Genomic DNA, 16,586 nt, shown 5'->3' with positions numbered 1-16,586 from the left:
GTGGCAGCCTTGCCGTGGAATCAGTGGCAGCTTTCCCCTGGAATGGGTGGCAGGCTTGCCGTGGAATCAGTGGCAACCTTGCTCCGGAATACGCACTTATACCAAACCAGATGAGATACGCGCCTGCTAAATATCTCAGGATTAAGAAAAAACTGCCCACTACTTCTGCCAGTGCAGCCATTCCTAAAACAGCTAGAAACACAAAAGCAAGATCACCGACGACAATACCCGCCGTAACAGCACAACCGTTTGAGAACCCCGCCGAGGAGGAACGAGCAACGACTAAAGCGACACTAGTGCTTGGAACTAGTGCTAAAACTGCCATTGCTCCAAAAAGAGCTAGTATTTCAAGCAGGCTCATAGCGATTCCTGTGCTTAACGCCGAAGGCAGCGGCGCGCGTTATTAACCCGGCGACCATTCATATCCATCGCGCGCCCGGTAACTTACTGATTTTGCTGAATTTAGGCTCGAAATAAAGTGATTTGTTTGATTGCCGCGTTAATAGCGTGTCCGCTGGCCTGACTTGTTAGCAGAAATGTCCTTCAGGCCACCAGAGACATACTTATGCAGGACACTGGACACGAGAGACTGATAAGGAAGCCCTTCCTCCAGAGCCCGACGCTGAAGTGCCTCCAGATCCCGGCTAGAGATACGTATATTGATCCTTTTGTCTTTCTTGAATGTTTCTTCGGCCATCTTGGCTAGGTACTCGCGACGACCAGCATCCAAGTCCGACTCAAACTTTCCGGATTCGTATGCCTCAAGCAATTCTTGCTCTTCAGGATCCAATTTGGTTTTCGCCATGTTATCCTCCTAAAAATTTCTTGGTGGCCTTGCGACTGGGAACAATCGTCTTGAGAAAGAACTCCCTATCATTTTCAACGTACGGCACCAGCCAGGCATAATCATCTATCCGAACCACGAATATACGCTGGCTTGGATACTTCTCCCTGTTGGAATGAGGTCCATCATCAAGCAAACCACCAGACTGGAGAGCAAACAGAACGTCTTCGAAGGAGACTCCGCGTTCGCTCATCAGCTGCTGGTTCTTTTCGGCATTCCAGTTTATTTGCTTCATACGGCTAGTCTAGCAGGCTGTGTGCCTAATGGCATCTTGCTAACGCCCGGATCACGCGCCGGTTTGGAGCCGCGAAGCGGTGGAAAATCGGTCGCTGTGCAGCCGATTGTTAAATCCTTTGGCGTACGGTATCCTGAACATGACCAATATCCTGTACAGGAGCAACCCTATGGATGCCATTAGCTACACAGCCGCTAGAACCAATCTAGCAAAAACCATGGAGCAGGTCTGTGAAGACCATTCCCCTGTGATCATCACCCGGAGCAAGTCGCAGTCAGTGGTAATGATCTCCCTCGAGGACTACGAGGCGCTGCAAGAAACTGCATACCTTCTGCGCGCACCAAAAAACGCACGGCGTTTGCTGGAATCCGTTGCCGAGCTGGAGCAAGGCGGTGGTCAAGAAAAGGAACTTCTTGAATGAAACTCATCTTCTCCGAGAACGCCTGGGAAGACTATCTGTACTGGCAGAAAACCGACAAAAAGATTCTTAACCGAATCAACAAGCTGATCAAAGAGACCAAGCGAGAACCGTTCGAAGGTGTTGGCAAACCAGAGCCCCTAAAACACAGCCTCGCCGGGTACTGGTCCCGCCGGATCAACGAAGAACACCGAATAGTTTACAAAGTCACGGATGACGCTTTGCTTATCGCCCAGCTCCGGTATCACTACTGATTTAACGCCTGCATAAACGGCGCCCGACTAGGGCGTCCGGTGGAGGCCCATCGGGCCGGAACGAATTTAATGCACTAGTTATGTGGTGGCGGTTCACGTTGGTAGACCCTCGAACTTTGACACCTCCTCCAACCGCTCATCCCAAACAGCTTTGCTGGATGAGAAGATATGCGCCGTAGGCAACATCGTTATTTGAGAGTCCAAACACCCTGCCGGAACAACAAGCAAACCCGCGACCTGTGTATTTGGCAATGCTGAACCACACAACTTGCAAAAGCTTTTGTTATGACGAGTGCCAGGAAGCGTAAAGGAAGCTACAGCATCTGAACCCGATTGCCAGACCAATTTAGCGGAATGCGAGAATAGATTTGCCGCATGAGCCGAACCTGTGTCTTTTTGGCAATGCAGACAATGGCACAGGTAGAAGCTATCGAAATCACCTTTTACCTGAAAACTCACTGTGCCACACAGACACAAGAACCGAAATAATCAGTCATTAGAACCTCTTCCGTGGCCTAAAGGTGAAGTCCACATAACGACCAGCGTAACCGGCTGGTTTTGGAGCGTCAGCGGAAAAGCCAGTCCGCGTTGACGCTATGGTTAGGCTATTATTCATGAAGCCATGGCGCATAACTGAGACCAACCAACACTCCCTCGGGGCTCATAAACCTTGCGACTGTCTGCCCCCAAGGTTCAGTCCGGGCTTCATGAACGAACTCTTGCCCCTTTTCCTTCATTTCTTCTACTGCCGCTTCCACAGCAGCCGCATCCCCCAACTCAAATTCAATCGTAGCGGTCGGCTCAGGAATATGGTTAGGCCATTCCTCCTGACCAAAACAAGACTGAGCTGCCATAGCTAGAGGCCATACTCCGAAATGATTCGCTCCGGGAAATTTATCCATGAAACGATAATCATCCATTTTCTCCAGCGGCAAACCTAGGGCGCCCTGATACAGTGATGCACTTGCCGCAGGATCTTTAGTAATCGACGCAAAACCCGCAATACACTTGATTTCCATTTACTCCCTCCGTAACTGGTGGAGCCTAACGCCGCGCATCAGCCGCCTGACTGCAGTAGCGCAGCGGAGGCAGGCCGGTCGGCTGCATGCGATTGTTGGACGCCATCAGGCCTGCCCTCCACAGATGTACTGCATTTTTGTGATGAAGTTATTGCGGAGGTCCGCACCACCTTCCTCTCCCGATTCCAGCGTTCGGATGTATGTCGCTATTTCCTGCTTTAATGCATCATGGAAACGGACGCGATCAACGATTATCCCATTGACCAATCCCCCAGGAGCCGGGCTTATCATCCTATCTTGGTCGGCCCTAATCAATGTGCCTTTCTTTGTTTGGGCTTGGTGCAGTAATCCGCAGCGCACATGACTATAAAAAATGTCCGAGACCTTCCTTGTGAAGTTAGACTTGAAATGCTCGCTACCACTAAAAAACTTCCAAAACTGTCTTTGGTGATCCTTAGGTGTCTCATCGAGACCGTGATAGAACTGATTTAAAGTCTCAACAAGCAGGCAATCAAGTGCCATTATGGAGAAACCTGCGAACCCCCCTATCCTCCTATCTGCCTCTATGTGTTCGATTGGCTCCAAGAATCTGCCATGCAGCCGATCTCTAAAAATGGCGACCATCGTAGCCCAATCGTCGGACCGCATGGCGTCATGCCAGTCGATTACGCGATAATTTGGCGAGACGGATTTGTTGTCTGCCTGCAACGGAACTGAGAGCCCCACGGGTTACCTCACTTCAGCGTCCAACGCTGAGCGAAGCGGCGGCTGAAAGCCGTCCGCCTTACGCTCCTTGTTAATGGCATGGTTGCCATGAAATTCGTTATTCCAAGCTAGGCGCACATATATCATCTCTTGCTGTTTATGACCGCTGCTAACTTGTCTAAGCGATTATGATCCTTAATCAATCCAGTATAGAATATAGAAAGCCAATTATTTGGCGTATCATGATCTTTATCCATATGATTTCTATATCTTTCAAGAGCAACTTTCAAATCAGCTCCGCTCACATCTTGCGCGGGCAATGGGAGAACCAACTCCAGCTTATCATGGGGACGCTGACTTAAATCGCTCCAATATTTCTCAAACCAACCTTGAGTTGCTTCATTTTTAATTACTTCGTCGAGATGAAATTTTAAAATATCAAATTCAGGATGGCTTTTATCAATAATTTCAATAGAAATACTAGGTGCAGAAAACTCACCTTGAAACACAGCTTGATACAATCGGTCTTGCAGAAAATCATCGTAATATGGATGAATTACTCTTGCAGGAGATGCTACCCCTTTAACAGTAGTCCCTCTTAACGAGTTACAATTACAAGCTGGGATAAGATTTTTAGAAAAAAATGAGTACTCTGGGTAGTCCTCTTTGGGAAGATAGTGATCCAAAGTACCATTACCGAACCCCCCACACATTGGGCAAATTGTTGGCGATAAACCTCGACGATACTTTTTGAGAAATTGCAGCCGACCTTGCGGAGGAGAGCCATAATGAGTTCTTAATGCCTTCTTTAAATCGTCACTAATGGGCAATGGAGCTATATTCCAAGGGTTTCCACCGCTTTTACTATAGACATTGTATTGACTACGAAATCGGATATATTCATTCATCAGGCCCGGATAACTCCCGAGACCGTGGTTATTAGCTAGAAGCTGTAACTCTTTAATGTCATCAATAGCAGGAGGATCAATTCTCTTCATTATTTTCCTCCATGTTCAGCTTCCTGCGCAGGTACATAACAACGTCAGCGGACAACTCTGCTTCTAGTTCTTTTAATAACGAATCTCTAGCTTCAGGATTTTGTGGGAATCGATCTAGTATATCTTCAACTAACCCATTAGTAATTTCATCTTCAAAAACGAAATAAGAGATCGTCCCAACATCTGCACCAAATGTCTTCAGTCTAGGATTTTGAATGCTTACCCGACCATCGCCGTCGCCTTTAAATACCAGAACTTGGTTTCTAGGGACTTCTCGAACGAAATAGGCAGAGTGTGTGGCAATGACGGCAACAGATCCAGTAGATTTTAATAACCGATCAAGGATCCTGACAAACTCCGATATAAAGTTTGGGTGGAGGTGTGTTTCTGGTTCATCTAGTAGAACGAGGGTTCCATTTTCAACAAACAAACAAGCTTGGACAATAAACTTAATAAATGAAAGTTGTCCACTGCTGAGAGGAAAAATATCATCCTCTATGTACATCATTGGGTTAGCGTTGCTTACGACAGCACCTTGTACTTCTAATTTAGCCTGCTCTCCCCCATGGTTTAGCTTCAAAAGCGGCACATAACGTTTACCGTTGACTCTCAAAACATGATCAGCCGCAACTGAAATATCTTTGCTCAAAGGTATGACGACATTCTTAATATTAGAAAAAAGCTGAATGCTATCTTCAAATAGTCTCCAACGGTCGTTATTGCCAATCAGTTCCTCGGACCGAGCAAGCTGAACGCAGAGATCACCGAACCCCCTTGAGGCCTTGGCTCTCGCACTCCTATTGAGTATCAATCGTCGATACTTAATTCTTTTATTTTGGCGCTCAGGAGGAAAAGTATTGGCTGTTTCTCCCGGCGTAGCAATGGCAAGCAAGCGGCTCACCATTGGTCTACCGTGGTCACGATCAGAGAAACGCAGATCTCCTTTAACCAAAGACCTTACTATTGTGTGGAGAGCCTGGCTTTTCCCTAGGCCATTTCGCCCAATTAGCACGCTGATTCTTTTCGGGAGAATGCTGTTCGTATCAAAATTCAAATATAAATTGTGATTTTCTGGGAACCCTGCAAGATCATATGAAAGTGAAAACTCAGTCGAAATTCTAGAAAAGCTTTCTTCCTCCAAACCATCAAGAATCGTGTCCGCATTGTGAAACGCAAAAAAACGATCAGAGTCCCTCATTAAAGCTAAACTAAATACTTCCGTTTTTACTGCAACATCGACGAGTTTCGCTCGTTTTGGAAAACGCCGACAGGCAACCAAATCGTTGAAAGCCAGGAGAAGGCGGTTTGCATCTTCAGTTCCATGCTCATTCACAAAGTAACGATAATCCTTCATGCCTCCCTGTAGTGTAAAAAAATCAGGTAGTTCACTCGCCTCGACTACCTCGACTTGATTAGATAGCTGACCACTATCTTCGATATTTTCGTTACCTGACGTAAATCCGAGAAATACGCGGCCTTCTATTTCCCTTCGTCCGTCTCCAAAATAAATTAGATATCGGTAGCTACACTTATATCTAAAATCATTCCAGCTATCATTCACTGGCGAAAAAATTATCGCCGGGCGCTTCACATCTGGAAATTCAATAGCGCTTCCGCAAAAATAGATATTAAAATGTGATTCATCATTTCTTTCCATTCGCCTATCTATCACCCAAACTATTCCGATATAACTTTAATATTTTGACCGAGAATTACCAATCTCAAGCTATAAACGAGGTCGAAAAATTATTTTTCTTCGAAGATACGTTTGCCAGTTTTTCATAAATAGATTCAAATTCGATCAAACTCTAACCCAACGATACCACTGACAGGGCCAAGGCCATTAACGCCGCATTCAGCGGCTCGTCCGCTGCAATGCCTTGTTATATTTGTTTGGGCTGATCTTCTTCAGTTGACTATAAAATTCAGAAAGATCGTACTCTCCAGATTGTTTAAGTCTTTGGATGGCACTCTTGTTTGTGACAATATCAACCATCTTGTTATAGCGCTCTCTCATCCAAGAATACTTAACTCTTATGTCAGCCTTACTATGGTGGCTTGACCCCATAAGCCCTTTACGAATTATTTCAGCCAAATTTTCTATATATTCGGGGAAATCATATTCAGGGTCATCCAGTTCTGATTGGGCTTTGAAAAAGTAGTCTATGTAGTACATGCCATCGGAGTCCAGCTCAAGTAGTGACTGCACATACTCATGCTCTTGACTAAAGCTATGATCAAGGCCTCTGTTTTTAGCTCCAGCTTCAATCACAGTGTGATCTAAAATGACTCGCGGATACATGGCAGCCTTTGATTCTAGCGTATATGCCTCTACTAACGCTGGCCCAAACAGGTAATTGTCAGTGTGGATAAATTTTCCAAGAGATACCGCTCCTCTACACAATATCTTGCGTGCGATAAGTCTCATTATCAGCCATTTTATTTCTAACAAAGTGAAAAACACTTCACTAGGCTGGTTTATCTCGAAAGATACAACTAGGCAGTCAGAAAAAATGGAAACTTTCTTTGTGTCTGATGATTTTGTGTCGAGATAATCGGATTTTTTATCTAAATCCCAAATATCTCTAATTGCCTCATAGGCTGAGACCACTGCATCAATTGCCTTCTCATCATCATTCCCTTTTTTGTCAGTGGTCTCATTCAGAAGTGCTTTAAAACCCAATATATCAATAAAGGCCACTATCCGTTGTTCGTACTTCATCGATTACTTCCTAAAATATAACAGTATATTCGACAGAATCGGCCTTCCCCAGGAAAGACGGATTCTGTATAGCATGCCTGCAATTCTTCAGAGCTTGCCACCCATCCCCAAAGTATTGCATCATCCCGGAACAGTTTTTTCAGACCCTGATTGGAGCCAAGGACATGGCCAACCCTCCTCTTACGGACAAAGAGCGCATTTTCTGGTCCCGCTTTAGCAAACATCTGATTCAAAAAGGAATCAAGCCGGAATCGGTGCGCTGGTACCGGATTCGGGCGGAGCAGTTCATCCGTGCTTTCCCCCGCCGACGACTGGCCTCCCTCACCCCTGACGACGTCTCGGGCTATCTGCTCAAGGTGGGCGAATCCCCTAACCTGAAGCCTTGGCAGTACCTCCAGGTCATCGACGCTATACAGATTCTGTATAAGTTGGTAAACACGGAATGGAGTGAAACGTTTGACTGGGACTACTGGCGCGCTTCGGCCAAGGCGCTCGAACCACAGCACGCGACCTTGGCCCGGGAGTATGTGCCTCTCACACCGGCGGAGTTTGCACGGCATGTGGGTGACAAACGCTTTGCGCCCTTGATACTTGCCCATCAGCCTGTTTTCGAAAAGCTGATTGCGGTGATGCGAACTCGCAATATGTCCATCAGGACGGAAAAATCCTATATGGGCTGGATCTGCAGATTCATCCACCATTGCGATGGACAGGCGCCTTCCAGTCTGGGAGCTGCGCAGGTGGCTGATTTCCTCCAATATCTTGCGGTCACACGCAATGTCTCCATTAGTACTCAGAAGCAAGCCTTGAACGCGCTGGCCTTCCTGTTCAGTAAGGTACTTGAACAACCCCTTGGCGATATTGGCCCCTTTTCCAGGGCCAAACGCCCCAGGCGATTGCCCACGGTGCTCTCCAGGGAAGAAGTGCGGCGCATGCTCGACGAACTGACTGGGGTTCCCTCCCTGGTCGCCTCTCTGCTCTACGGGACCGGCATGAGACTGATGGAATGCCTGCGGCTTCGCATACAGGACGTGGAATTTGACCGGGGATTGATCGTGGTGAGATCTGGCAAGGGGAACAAGGACCGAATCGTGCCCTTGCCGGAATCGCTGGTTGGCCCGCTGACGGAGCACCTGGAATCCGTGCGTGCACTGCACGTCAGGGATGTTGAGCAGGGACTGGGGGAAACGCTCCTGCCTGATGCGCTGGCGCGGAAGTATCCCAACGCGCCTCGCGAATGGCGCTGGCAGTTTGTGTTTCCCAGCGGTCGTCTTTCGGTAGACCCGCGTTCGGGTAAAGCCCGGCGCCACCACCTGCACGAAACCGCTGTGCAGAAGTCCGTCAAGGGAGCCGCTAGAAAGACGGGCATTCACAAGAAAGCCAGTTGCCACACCTTGCGGCACAGTTTTGCGACCCATTTGCTGGAGCAGGGTTATGACATCAGAACCGTTCAGGAACTGCTGGGGCACAGCGATGTGTCCACCACCCAGATTTACACCCACGTGTTGAACCGTGGAGGCCTTGCCGTGAGAAGCCCCCTGGATACCTGAGACCACCCCCCATGCCCGATGCAGCAGGGCCAGCGGGGTATTCCCCAGAAATCTAAACTCTCCTGCTATGCACCGTTCAGGCTGCTCGGGCTCCCTGTATTCCATGTCCTACGCACGCTTGGTGTTCGTGGGTCACAGATTAGCGGATTCTGTGACGCGTTTCAGGTTTCAGGAATGCGCGTATCGGCGCGTGCCCCACGATGTGCGCCCCTGGTAGGACGAAGGAAGAGCCTGAGAGCGTAATCCCTTTAGGTACGCCAACCCCCTACTCCCCCACCCTCTCAAACATCCCCAAATACCCCCCCCGCGCCATCACCCCCAACCCCGCCACCGCCAACACATCCTCCAGATGCCCCGGCGTGCTGACCCCCACCAGGCTTGTCCCCACCCCAGGCGTCGATCGATTGAACTGCAGTGCCCTTTGGGCGGGGTTGGGCAGGTCGGCCAGGGCGCGGGCAACCGTATCCACGGACTGGTTGCCCAGGTGGCCTTTGAGGAGGGTGTGGGAGGCCATGAGGTAAAGCTGGAGCTGATGCGCGGCCTGGATGGGTGAGGCCACGTTGCCCTGGCCGGTGGCGGTGTTGAAGCGGGTGAAGCCCTCCAGCATCACCTGGTTGAAGGGCATCATTACCAGCTTGAAGTGGTGCCGGGCCTGGGGGTTGCCGGTGACGGTGCGGGCGGCGCGTTCGGCCAGGCCCACGAGCGATGTGAGGGACAGGAACAGGGGGGCGTCGGTCTCCACCCGAAAGCTCTCGAAGCTGGAGATGCCGTAGCGGCGGAGGCGGCCTTCCTGCACGGTGCGCTCGAGCATTTCGAACACGGGCTCCAGTTGCTGCAGGGTGGCCTCCTTGCCGCGCTCGGGGATGTGGACCTCGGGTTGGTCCACCAGGAAGGCGTCCAGGGTCTCCACCCCCATGAGGTGGCGGGACAGCTCCAGCTGGTAGTTCAGGTACTCGGGGGTGAGCAGGTGGGCGCCCTTGGCCAGTTGCTCGCGGGTGCCCAGGCCCTGGGCGGTGATCTCCTGCTCGAACCACTGGGCCATGTCCTTGGGCGGGCCGCCGCGCAGGGTGAGAAAGCCGCCCTTGGAGATGAGGAACATGGCCTCCCGGGGCACGCCGGCCTCCAGGGCGGTGCGCACGCCGGCGCCCACGGCGGCCAGGGAGCGGCCGTAGCGATAGTGGGCGCCGGTGTCGATCACGTTGATGCCGGCACCCAGGGCGCGGGCCACGATGGCGCTGATGCGGGCGTCCACGGCGGGGCTGGGTTCGCCGCCAAAGCTGCCCACGCCCAGGCTGGAGAGCTGCAGGTGTTCGCGGGGGAAGTCGCTGTAGTGGCCCTCGGCCACGCGGCCGGCGCTTTGATGCGCCTCGGCGTAGGCCTGGGTGGCGGCGCGGGTGGCCGCGCCAGGGATGAGATGATTTTTTTCGCTCACGAGGTTCCCGGGCTATCGATGCGGCATGGATATGTGGTTATATAAACATAACCTTAAACAAGACGACACTGGGGTAGCCGATGGCACTGGTCAAGCTGGTCAAACTGAACAACCTGCAATACAACGCCAATCGCGACCCGGAGTTCTATCGCCGCCCGGTGGGCAAGGAGTTCCGTCTGCAGGCCGTGTTGAACGGCACCGGTAGCGCCAAGGCCCGCTTTGTGGCCGAGGGCAAGACCCTGTGCGAGACGCAGGTCCGGATGCCCGGCACCTTTGACTGCCGCTTTCATTACGACACCGCCGGCACCCGGGTGGGCACCCTCAGCATCGAGGGCAACGGCGAAACCTTCAGCCAGGACATCCGCATCGACACCACGGAACACGCCTGGGTGGGCTGAGGCCTTCAGCGCCCCCAGCCGTAGAGTTCGAAGAACCGGGGCAGCATCTCCAGCAACTCGGCCTCGGTGAAGAACCGGTCGGCCCGGGACAGACGCATCTCCCCTTGCAGGTCCGCACCCCCGCCCAGGCAGAAGACCGGCAGGTTGATCTGGTACTCCATGCGCAGGGTCTGGATGACATCCAGGGGATCAAACGCCCCCGGATCATCCAGGTCCAGGAGCATGAAGCGGTGCAGCAGGATGTCGTTCCAGGGGCCGATATCGTCCAGATCCGTCACCGTCACCCGGGTCCAACCCGCCGGCGTCACCGGCTCCAGGGCGTTTAAAAACCCCTCCCGGGTGGTCATGACGATGAAGCGCCGCTCCATGCGGGCCTCGATGGTGGGGACCTGGGGCGTGTCGGAGGGGGCTTGGGCTGACATGGCGCCTCAGGAGAAGTAGCGGAAGTAGAAATCGGACCGGGACAGGTCATCGTAGAGCTTGGCGCGCTCCTCCACCCCCAGCTTGAGGATCTGGATCAGGGCCTGCGCCTGCTGACCATCCACGATGTGCATCTGGCCCACCAGGTCTTCATCGGGGCTCAGACAATGGGCCACCAGCTCGTCTGGGTGCTCCACATAAACCAGGAAGGCCGTGCAGGTCTCGTCCTCCGGGTCCAGGGGCTGCATCAGTACCTTGCCCAGCCAGGCCAGACGGGCCACCTGGTTGAACTGGTGGATGTCGAACTTCTTGCCCCGCCGGTAGCGGTTGAGCTGGTTGCGCAGGTCACTGACATTGGTGATGTCGATCTTCTTCATCGGGCCTCCCGGGGCCGGCGCTTCAGTCCGCATCGTGATCGAAGGTGCCCACGGACTCCCCGGCCATCTGCCGACGCACCACCGCCACGTCCCGCTCATTGAGGGCGAACGGGAATGACATGATGTCGGTGGGGCTGGAGTCGCCATAGGGGCGGGTGCAGGCCGAGACGGTGTCCTGATCCGAGCGCCCCGGGCAGCCGGAGGTCCTGAAGGGGGTGCCTTCATTGATCAGGGCCTCCAGCTCCGCCGGTTCCAGCCCGTATTCCACCACCTCGCCGGCGTCGTTGAAGCGCATGTCCTCCACCCGGCCATCCCGATAGTCGATGATGTAACGGGCCAGTTGCACCCGACGCCACTGGGCCCGGGGCACCGGGGACCAGTCCTCCATCAGCGAGCCCTGTTCGGGGAAGAAGGCGAACAGATGATTGTGCCCACCCAGGTCGCGCACCCGCTGACACACCTCCAGCATTTCCTGCTCCGTCTCGCCCATGCCGCAGATCAGGTGCACCCCGAAGCGCTTGGGACCATAGATCTCGGCGGCCCACTCCAGGGTCTGCCAGTACTTGTCCCAGCGGTGTGGGCTGTCCACCGTGGCGCCGCGGGTGCGCTCGAAGATCTGTGGTGTGGCCGCGTCCAGGGCCACGGTGAAGATCTGGGCCCCGGCCTCCTTGAGCTGGACCAGATCATCCCGGGACATGGAGGTGGGGTTGGAGAGGATGGAGGCGGGGATGTCGGGCACGGCCTCCACCCAGCGCTTGAGCAGGGCCAGGGTGTCGGCGTCGGAATCCGGGTGGGTGATCATGGAGATGCACATGCGCTCGAAGCGACCACGATCCGCCCCGTCCCGCACCCGCTGGATCACGTCCTCGTAACGGGCGGTGGGCCAGTCCACGCGGATGAAGTTGCGGTCCGCATAGTCCTGGGATTCCTCCCGGTGACGGGCCAGGCCGCAGTAGCTGCAGTTGGCGCGACAGCCCTCGGGATAGGTGACCAGCAGGTTCAGGCAGTGGGTGCAGTCGGTGCGGTGCATCCAGCCTCGCACCAGCCCCAGGGTGATGGCCGCGGCCGTGGACATCTGCACATAGTCAGGCGAGCGCATGTCCGGGGTCTTGATGTAGGGATCGGGCCGATAGAAGTTCACCGTCTCGGCGGCGACGCTCTCCGGTGTGCTCATGGTTGTCTCCTCCTCTGGTGCGGTGCCAGGCCCGCACGCGTGTCTCACGGATCCGTGTCGCTCAGGGGCTGACCGGGTCGTTGAAGTATTCGCCAAAGGCAATCCAGCCGCGTCGATGCACGGCGTCCTCATGGGCCTGGGGTTGATCCCAGATCCGGGCCAGCTCGCGGCGCCGGGCCACGGCCCGGTCCAGGCTGGGGCCATAACGGTCGAGCAGGTCTTCGTGATAGTCCTTCAGGGCATCCTCGTCTCCGCGCAACCAGGCCACGGCCGCCTCCCCCGCCAGCTCACCGGAGACCACCGCCGGGGCGATGCCGCCCCCGGTGATGGGGTGGGTGAGGCCTGCCGCATCGCCGGCGAAGATCACCGGGCCGTGGCACACCTGCGGGCGTAGCCCCCCCACGGGGATGGCCCCACCGGTGCGGCGCAGGATGCCCTCGCCCACCCAGCCGGCCTCCACCAGGTCCCGGTGCAGGGTATCCAGCGGGGTCTTCAGGTCCGGTGCCAGGGTCTTGTCCATCCCCAGGCCCAGGTTGGCCTGCTCCCCGCGGGGGAACAGCCAGGCATAGCCGCCGGGATAATCGGGAGAGAGCCAGATGACGGTGTCGTTCCGGGCGTGTTTCAGGGGCACGGTGTACTGGCGTGTCTGCACGGTGTGCAGGGCGGGCCAGCCCAGTCGGGCGGCCACCGTGGAGTGGGGGCCATCGGCCGCCACCAGCGAACGGAAGGCCACGCTGTGCTCGCGGCCCTCATGCCGGATCCGGGCCGTGCGGGCCTTGGGGTCCACATCCAGCAGCGTGGTGTCGGTCCAGAGGGTGGCCCCCTGCTCCCTTGCACGGTCGGCAATGGCCTGATCGAAGGCGGCCCGGTTGATCATGATCCCCGGAAAATCCGACTCCCGGCAGGTGCCGGAGGGCAGCAGGGTGGTCATGTGATCGATGGGCTGGGAGAAAACGCTGGGGTCCCGGGCATAGCTGCCCATGGGCAGGGGGATGAACTCGGCGCATTGCACGGGCTCACCGATCACCGCCCGCCGATCGATCCCCAGCACCGACAGGCGCTGACTGGCGGCCACCCGGGCGGCACTCCCCCCGGCCGGACCCAGGCCCACCACCAGGACGTCAACCGACCGCATGGCTGGGGTGGTCACCCTTGGCGGGCGCGGTGTCGTCGGAATCCAGGGCCAGACGCAGTACGCGGATGAAGTCATCCCGGGTGAGCATGAGCATCTCCACCGGGTAGTCGTCGAAGAAGTCGTGGAGGGTGCGTTCCAGGTCCGCCACGGCGATACCGCGCAGGGCGGCCTCCAGGTCCACCAGCATGCGCCGGGGGTTGGTGAAGAAGTCGCCGGTGATCCAGACCTGGCCAATGCGCCCCCGTTCCCGATCCAGGGTCAGCCCGGCCCGCATGAGACCGCCGGGTGCCCGGTGCACCGCCTCCAGCAGGGGCGAGTCCACCGCCGGCCGGTTGCGCTGGTAGATCCATTCATCGCTGTCGATCTCCTTGAGCGCCTGCTCGAAACGGGCCTGTTCCACGGCATCCATGCCTTCGGCCGGGGCCAGGGTCACGTTGAAGGTCTCGGCAAAGGCCTCGGCCAGGGAGCGCTGGATCACCTCAAGCGATGGCGTCTCGCCCAGCAGTTCGCTCAGGTTGGCCACCCGGTCGCGGGCCGAGGCGATGGCCTTGTTGGAGAGTTTCTCGGCGGGGATGCGCAGCACCCGCAGCATGCGTTCCACGTCGAAGTCGATGAGCAGGGTGCCCTGGTACATGATGGAATCCCCGTCGAAGGCCCCACCGGTGCCCGACACCTTGCGCCCGTCCACCTCGATGTCGTTGCGGGGACGGAACTGGGCATCCACCCCCAGGCGGCTGATGCCCCGAGCCGCCGCGCGACAGATGCGTCCGGCGATCTTTTCCATATCCGCCGAGCCCACGAAGCGCTTGTCCACGTAGAGTTCCCAGCCAATCTGGGTGGGATCGAAATAGATGGCCCCGCCGCCGGTGATGCGGCGCTGGATGTCGATGCCCTCGGCGCGGCAGACCTCGGTGAGCAGTTCCTGGTCCACGTTCTGGTGAAAACCCACCAGGGCCGAGGGCTCAAACCGCAAGAAGCGCAGGGTATGGGGGGAATGCCCCTCCTGGTGGCACTCCAGCAGGGAGCGGTTCAGGGCCAGGTTCTCGGCGGCCCGGCGCAGGCCCGTATCCAGGACCCGCAGGGTGTGTTCATCACGCATCATGCCTCTCCAACCAACATTCAGATCCAACCAGCATTCAGGCCCCGGGGGCCACATGTTCCATGATCACGGGGATGCCGCCGGGCCCCATGCCCGGTATCCCCCGTTGCCGCCGTCGTGCCCGCTCATCGGCCACGATGGCCTCCAGATCGATCTCCAGGGCCTCACGCCCGCCATCCAGGGCCATGAGTTCCTCCCCCACGGCCATGGAACAGCAGGAGGGGATCACCCGCACCTGCCGCCCCAGGCGGGCCGCCAGCTCCACCACCCCATCAGCGGGATGGGCCAGGCCATCGATGCCGGCCATGACGGCGTAGGCATCCATCTCGCCCTTCACCTGCCCCGCCGGACGGGCACAGCCCAGCAGCAAGGGCAGGTCCGGCAGGGCCTGGCGGGCATCGCGGAAGAAGTGCCCCACATCCGCGGCCCGGGGCGTAGCGAAGGGCTTGATGTCGGGGGCGTAGAAGGGCATGACCACCACCAGCACCACCGCATCGGGGCGATGCCGCTGGATCATGTTCAGGGCCTCCCATTCCCCCAGGAACCGGCCATAGTGCAGGCCCATGACGATGTGGGGCACCACCTTCATGCGGGTGTTCACCAGGGCCTCCAGGGTGGCCTCGAAATCCGCCACCGTTCGCTTGAGGTGATACACCTGGGTGATGGTCTCCTGGGCGCCGATCACATCCATCATGGCCGCATCGATACCGGCCTGTTCCATGCAACGGGCGGCATCGTCATCCACCAGGGCGGTGTGCAGGGCGATGCGAAAGCCGGGGAAGTCGTCCTTGATGCGGCGGATGGTGTCGTAGAAGGGGCCGTACTCCACCTCGTTGCGGTGGTTGGAGCCGCCGGTGAGCAACATGCCCTCCCCGCCCTGTTCAACGATGTCGTTCACCACGCGCCACAGGGCCTCGGGGGTGCGGGCCGGGGTCATGGGTTCCAGCAGCTTGGCCTTGCAGTGATCACAGCGCAGCTTGCAGTCGGGCCCGGTGATGGACACCGCCGGCCAAGCGTTCTTGCCGCAGCTGCTGATCTCGGAGGTCTGGTAGCTCTTGAAGGTGGGGGTGTAGAGGTCCACCGGGTGACCACGGCCACGGAACCGGGGTTCATTCTCTGCCTCGAGGGTCCTCACCAGATCCGTATCCAGCGGGATATCCTCCAGGGGTTCCACGTGGCGCACGAGATCTTCCCAGTGACTCGGAGAGGTGTCGCTGAAGAGGCTCATGGGGTTCCTTTTGAGGTCCTTGTTAGGGGAGATGCCGGGTCACGGAAAGCCTCGGGGCGTCCTGGCGAGGGGAGCCATCGGGGCTGGATATCGGGGCGGACCGGTCAGCCCACCCCGGGGGCCAGGGGGCTTCAGCAGCCCTTGAAGCCATCTGCTTCCATCTTGGCCTTGAAGGCATCAATGGCATCGCTGCCGGTCTTCAGGGCGGCCGAATCGCCATCCCAGTCATCTGGCTTGATCTTCACCAGCCAGCCCTCACCATAGGGATCATCATTGATCAGGCCGGGGTTGGCGGAAACGGCATCGTTCACTGCAGCCACCTCGCCACCGATGGGGGATTTGGCAGGGCCCACCCACTTGCCGGATTCCACCGTGGCGCAGGACTTGTCCTTCTTCACGGCCTTGCCCACCTTCTTGGGGGTGTAGGACACCACCTGCCCGGCCAGGGAACCGGCATACGAGGTTAGGCCGATGGTGGCCGTGCCATCGGACTCCTGGCGGACCCAGACATTGTTCTCGATGCTGTAGAGCAGATCCTCCGGCAGGTCACAACCTTTGACGTCGCTCATGCTTCCTCC

21 protein-coding genes are annotated in these 16,586 nt (G+C 56.5%); 4 read left to right on the top strand and 17 right to left on the bottom strand.

The genetic code is table 11. The features are described 5' to 3' along the window. From BMY52_RS03855 to BMY52_RS03845, 3 genes are all read right to left on the bottom strand, one after another. The coding region (locus BMY52_RS03855; RefSeq protein ID WP_218140385.1) for a LysE family translocator at window positions 1–361 on the bottom strand (361 nt) is incomplete at its 3' end. Between the two features lie 138 nt (window positions 362–499). Continuing rightward, entirely contained in the window at window positions 500–805 is a 306-nt protein-coding gene (locus BMY52_RS03850) for a CopG family antitoxin (RefSeq protein ID WP_090251116.1), read from the bottom strand. 1 nt (window position 806) lies between these two features. Beyond that, window positions 807–1,079 carry a DUF4258 domain-containing protein gene (locus BMY52_RS03845; protein ID WP_090251113.1) on the bottom strand — a complete coding sequence of 91 codons (273 nt, stop codon included), beginning with the start codon at window positions 1,077–1,079 and terminating at the stop codon, window positions 807–809. Between the two features lie 169 nt (window positions 1,080–1,248). Here BMY52_RS03845 and BMY52_RS03840 point away from each other — a divergent pair, with 169 nt between their 5' ends. Together BMY52_RS03840 and BMY52_RS03835 are read left to right on the top strand one after the other, a co-directional pair. Then, on the top strand, window positions 1,249–1,500 hold the full coding sequence (locus BMY52_RS03840; RefSeq protein WP_012137510.1) for a type II toxin-antitoxin system Phd/YefM family antitoxin: 252 nt from the start codon (window positions 1,249–1,251) through the stop codon (window positions 1,498–1,500). Further along, window positions 1,497–1,751, top strand: a complete 255-nt coding sequence (locus tag BMY52_RS03835; RefSeq protein ID WP_008938367.1) for a Txe/YoeB family addiction module toxin — start codon at window positions 1,497–1,499, stop codon at window positions 1,749–1,751. The genes BMY52_RS03840 and BMY52_RS03835 overlap by 4 nt, the downstream gene beginning before the upstream one ends. A gap of 93 nt (window positions 1,752–1,844) precedes the next feature. Here BMY52_RS03835 and BMY52_RS03830 read toward each other — a convergent pair whose 3' ends face one another. The 6 genes from BMY52_RS03830 to BMY52_RS03810 all read right to left on the bottom strand — a co-directional run bounded on the left by BMY52_RS03830 (window position 1,845) and on the right by BMY52_RS03810 (window position 7,195). Next, on the bottom strand, window positions 1,845–2,210 hold the full coding sequence (locus BMY52_RS03830) for a GFA family protein (protein ID WP_245740546.1): 366 nt from the start codon (window positions 2,208–2,210) through the stop codon (window positions 1,845–1,847). Window positions 2,211–2,359: 149 nt separating this feature from the next. Next, complete coding sequence (locus BMY52_RS03825; RefSeq protein ID WP_090251110.1) at window positions 2,360–2,770, bottom strand: VOC family protein; 411 nt, start codon at window positions 2,768–2,770, stop codon at window positions 2,360–2,362. A 105-nt stretch (window positions 2,771–2,875) separates the two neighbouring features. Continuing rightward, the gene (locus BMY52_RS03820; RefSeq protein WP_143050413.1) at window positions 2,876–3,292 is read right to left on the bottom strand and encodes a hypothetical protein; all 417 of its coding nucleotides are present in this window, start codon (window positions 3,290–3,292) and stop codon (window positions 2,876–2,878) included. A 326-nt stretch (window positions 3,293–3,618) separates the two neighbouring features. After that, on the bottom strand, window positions 3,619–4,473 hold the full coding sequence (locus BMY52_RS15090; RefSeq protein WP_143050412.1) for a hypothetical protein: 855 nt from the start codon (window positions 4,471–4,473) through the stop codon (window positions 3,619–3,621). Next, window positions 4,460–6,130 carry an AAA family ATPase gene (locus BMY52_RS03815; protein ID WP_090251104.1) on the bottom strand — a complete coding sequence of 557 codons (1,671 nt, stop codon included), beginning with the start codon at window positions 6,128–6,130 and terminating at the stop codon, window positions 4,460–4,462. Before BMY52_RS03815 ends, BMY52_RS15090 begins: the two co-directional genes overlap by 14 nt. Window positions 6,131–6,328: 198 nt before the next feature. After that, a complete protein-coding gene (locus tag BMY52_RS03810) occupies window positions 6,329–7,195 on the bottom strand; it encodes a hypothetical protein (protein ID WP_090251101.1) in 867 nt (288 codons plus the stop codon). Window positions 7,196–7,359: 164 nt separating this feature from the next. Here BMY52_RS03810 and BMY52_RS03805 point away from each other — a divergent pair, with 164 nt between their 5' ends. Further along, complete coding sequence (locus BMY52_RS03805; protein WP_090251099.1) at window positions 7,360–8,745, top strand: integron integrase; 1,386 nt, start codon at window positions 7,360–7,362, stop codon at window positions 8,743–8,745. A gap of 265 nt (window positions 8,746–9,010) precedes the next feature. On the opposite strand, the gene BMY52_RS03800 is transcribed toward BMY52_RS03805, so the two are convergent. Beyond that, a complete protein-coding gene (locus BMY52_RS03800) occupies window positions 9,011–10,177 on the bottom strand; it encodes an aldo/keto reductase (protein ID WP_090251095.1) in 1,167 nt (388 codons plus the stop codon). 80 nt (window positions 10,178–10,257) lie between these two features. On the opposite strand from BMY52_RS03800, the gene BMY52_RS03795 reads away from it, so the two are divergent. Further along, window positions 10,258–10,575, top strand: a complete 318-nt coding sequence (locus BMY52_RS03795; protein WP_090251092.1) for a hypothetical protein — start codon at window positions 10,258–10,260, stop codon at window positions 10,573–10,575. A 5-nt stretch (window positions 10,576–10,580) separates the two neighbouring features. On the opposite strand, the gene BMY52_RS03790 is transcribed toward BMY52_RS03795, so the two are convergent. From BMY52_RS03790 to gcvH, 7 genes are all read right to left on the bottom strand, one after another. Further along, window positions 10,581–10,997, bottom strand: a complete 417-nt coding sequence (locus tag BMY52_RS03790; RefSeq protein WP_090251089.1) for a hypothetical protein — start codon at window positions 10,995–10,997, stop codon at window positions 10,581–10,583. Between the two features lie 6 nt (window positions 10,998–11,003). After that, window positions 11,004–11,372 (bottom strand): hypothetical protein, encoded by a 369-nt coding sequence (locus tag BMY52_RS03785; RefSeq protein ID WP_090251085.1) that lies wholly within the window; start codon window positions 11,370–11,372, stop codon window positions 11,004–11,006. A 22-nt stretch (window positions 11,373–11,394) separates the two neighbouring features. Further along, on the bottom strand, window positions 11,395–12,546 hold the full coding sequence (locus tag BMY52_RS03780; protein ID WP_090251082.1) for a radical SAM protein: 1,152 nt from the start codon (window positions 12,544–12,546) through the stop codon (window positions 11,395–11,397). Between the two features lie 61 nt (window positions 12,547–12,607). Beyond that, window positions 12,608–13,681 carry a geranylgeranyl reductase family protein gene (locus BMY52_RS03775; RefSeq protein ID WP_090251080.1) on the bottom strand — a complete coding sequence of 358 codons (1,074 nt, stop codon included), beginning with the start codon at window positions 13,679–13,681 and terminating at the stop codon, window positions 12,608–12,610. After that, a complete protein-coding gene (locus BMY52_RS03770; protein ID WP_177169827.1) occupies window positions 13,668–14,780 on the bottom strand; it encodes a lipoate--protein ligase family protein in 1,113 nt (370 codons plus the stop codon). The genes BMY52_RS03775 and BMY52_RS03770 overlap by 14 nt, the downstream gene beginning before the upstream one ends. A 37-nt stretch (window positions 14,781–14,817) precedes the next feature. After that, the gene (locus BMY52_RS03765) at window positions 14,818–16,008 is read right to left on the bottom strand and encodes a radical SAM protein (protein ID WP_090251075.1); all 1,191 of its coding nucleotides are present in this window, start codon (window positions 16,006–16,008) and stop codon (window positions 14,818–14,820) included. 131 nt (window positions 16,009–16,139) lie between these two features. Then, window positions 16,140–16,577 carry a glycine cleavage system protein GcvH gene (gene gcvH, locus BMY52_RS03760; RefSeq protein ID WP_090251072.1) on the bottom strand — a complete coding sequence of 146 codons (438 nt, stop codon included), beginning with the start codon at window positions 16,575–16,577 and terminating at the stop codon, window positions 16,140–16,142. Window positions 16,578–16,586: the final 9 nt, after the last annotated feature.

It is taken from the genome of Ectothiorhodospira marina (assembly GCF_900109495.1).
Lineage (GTDB): Bacteria > Pseudomonadota > Gammaproteobacteria > Ectothiorhodospirales > Ectothiorhodospiraceae > Ectothiorhodospira > Ectothiorhodospira marina.
Note: the sequence above shows the minus strand (reverse complement) of the source record. Positions and strands in the feature narration are given on the sequence as shown.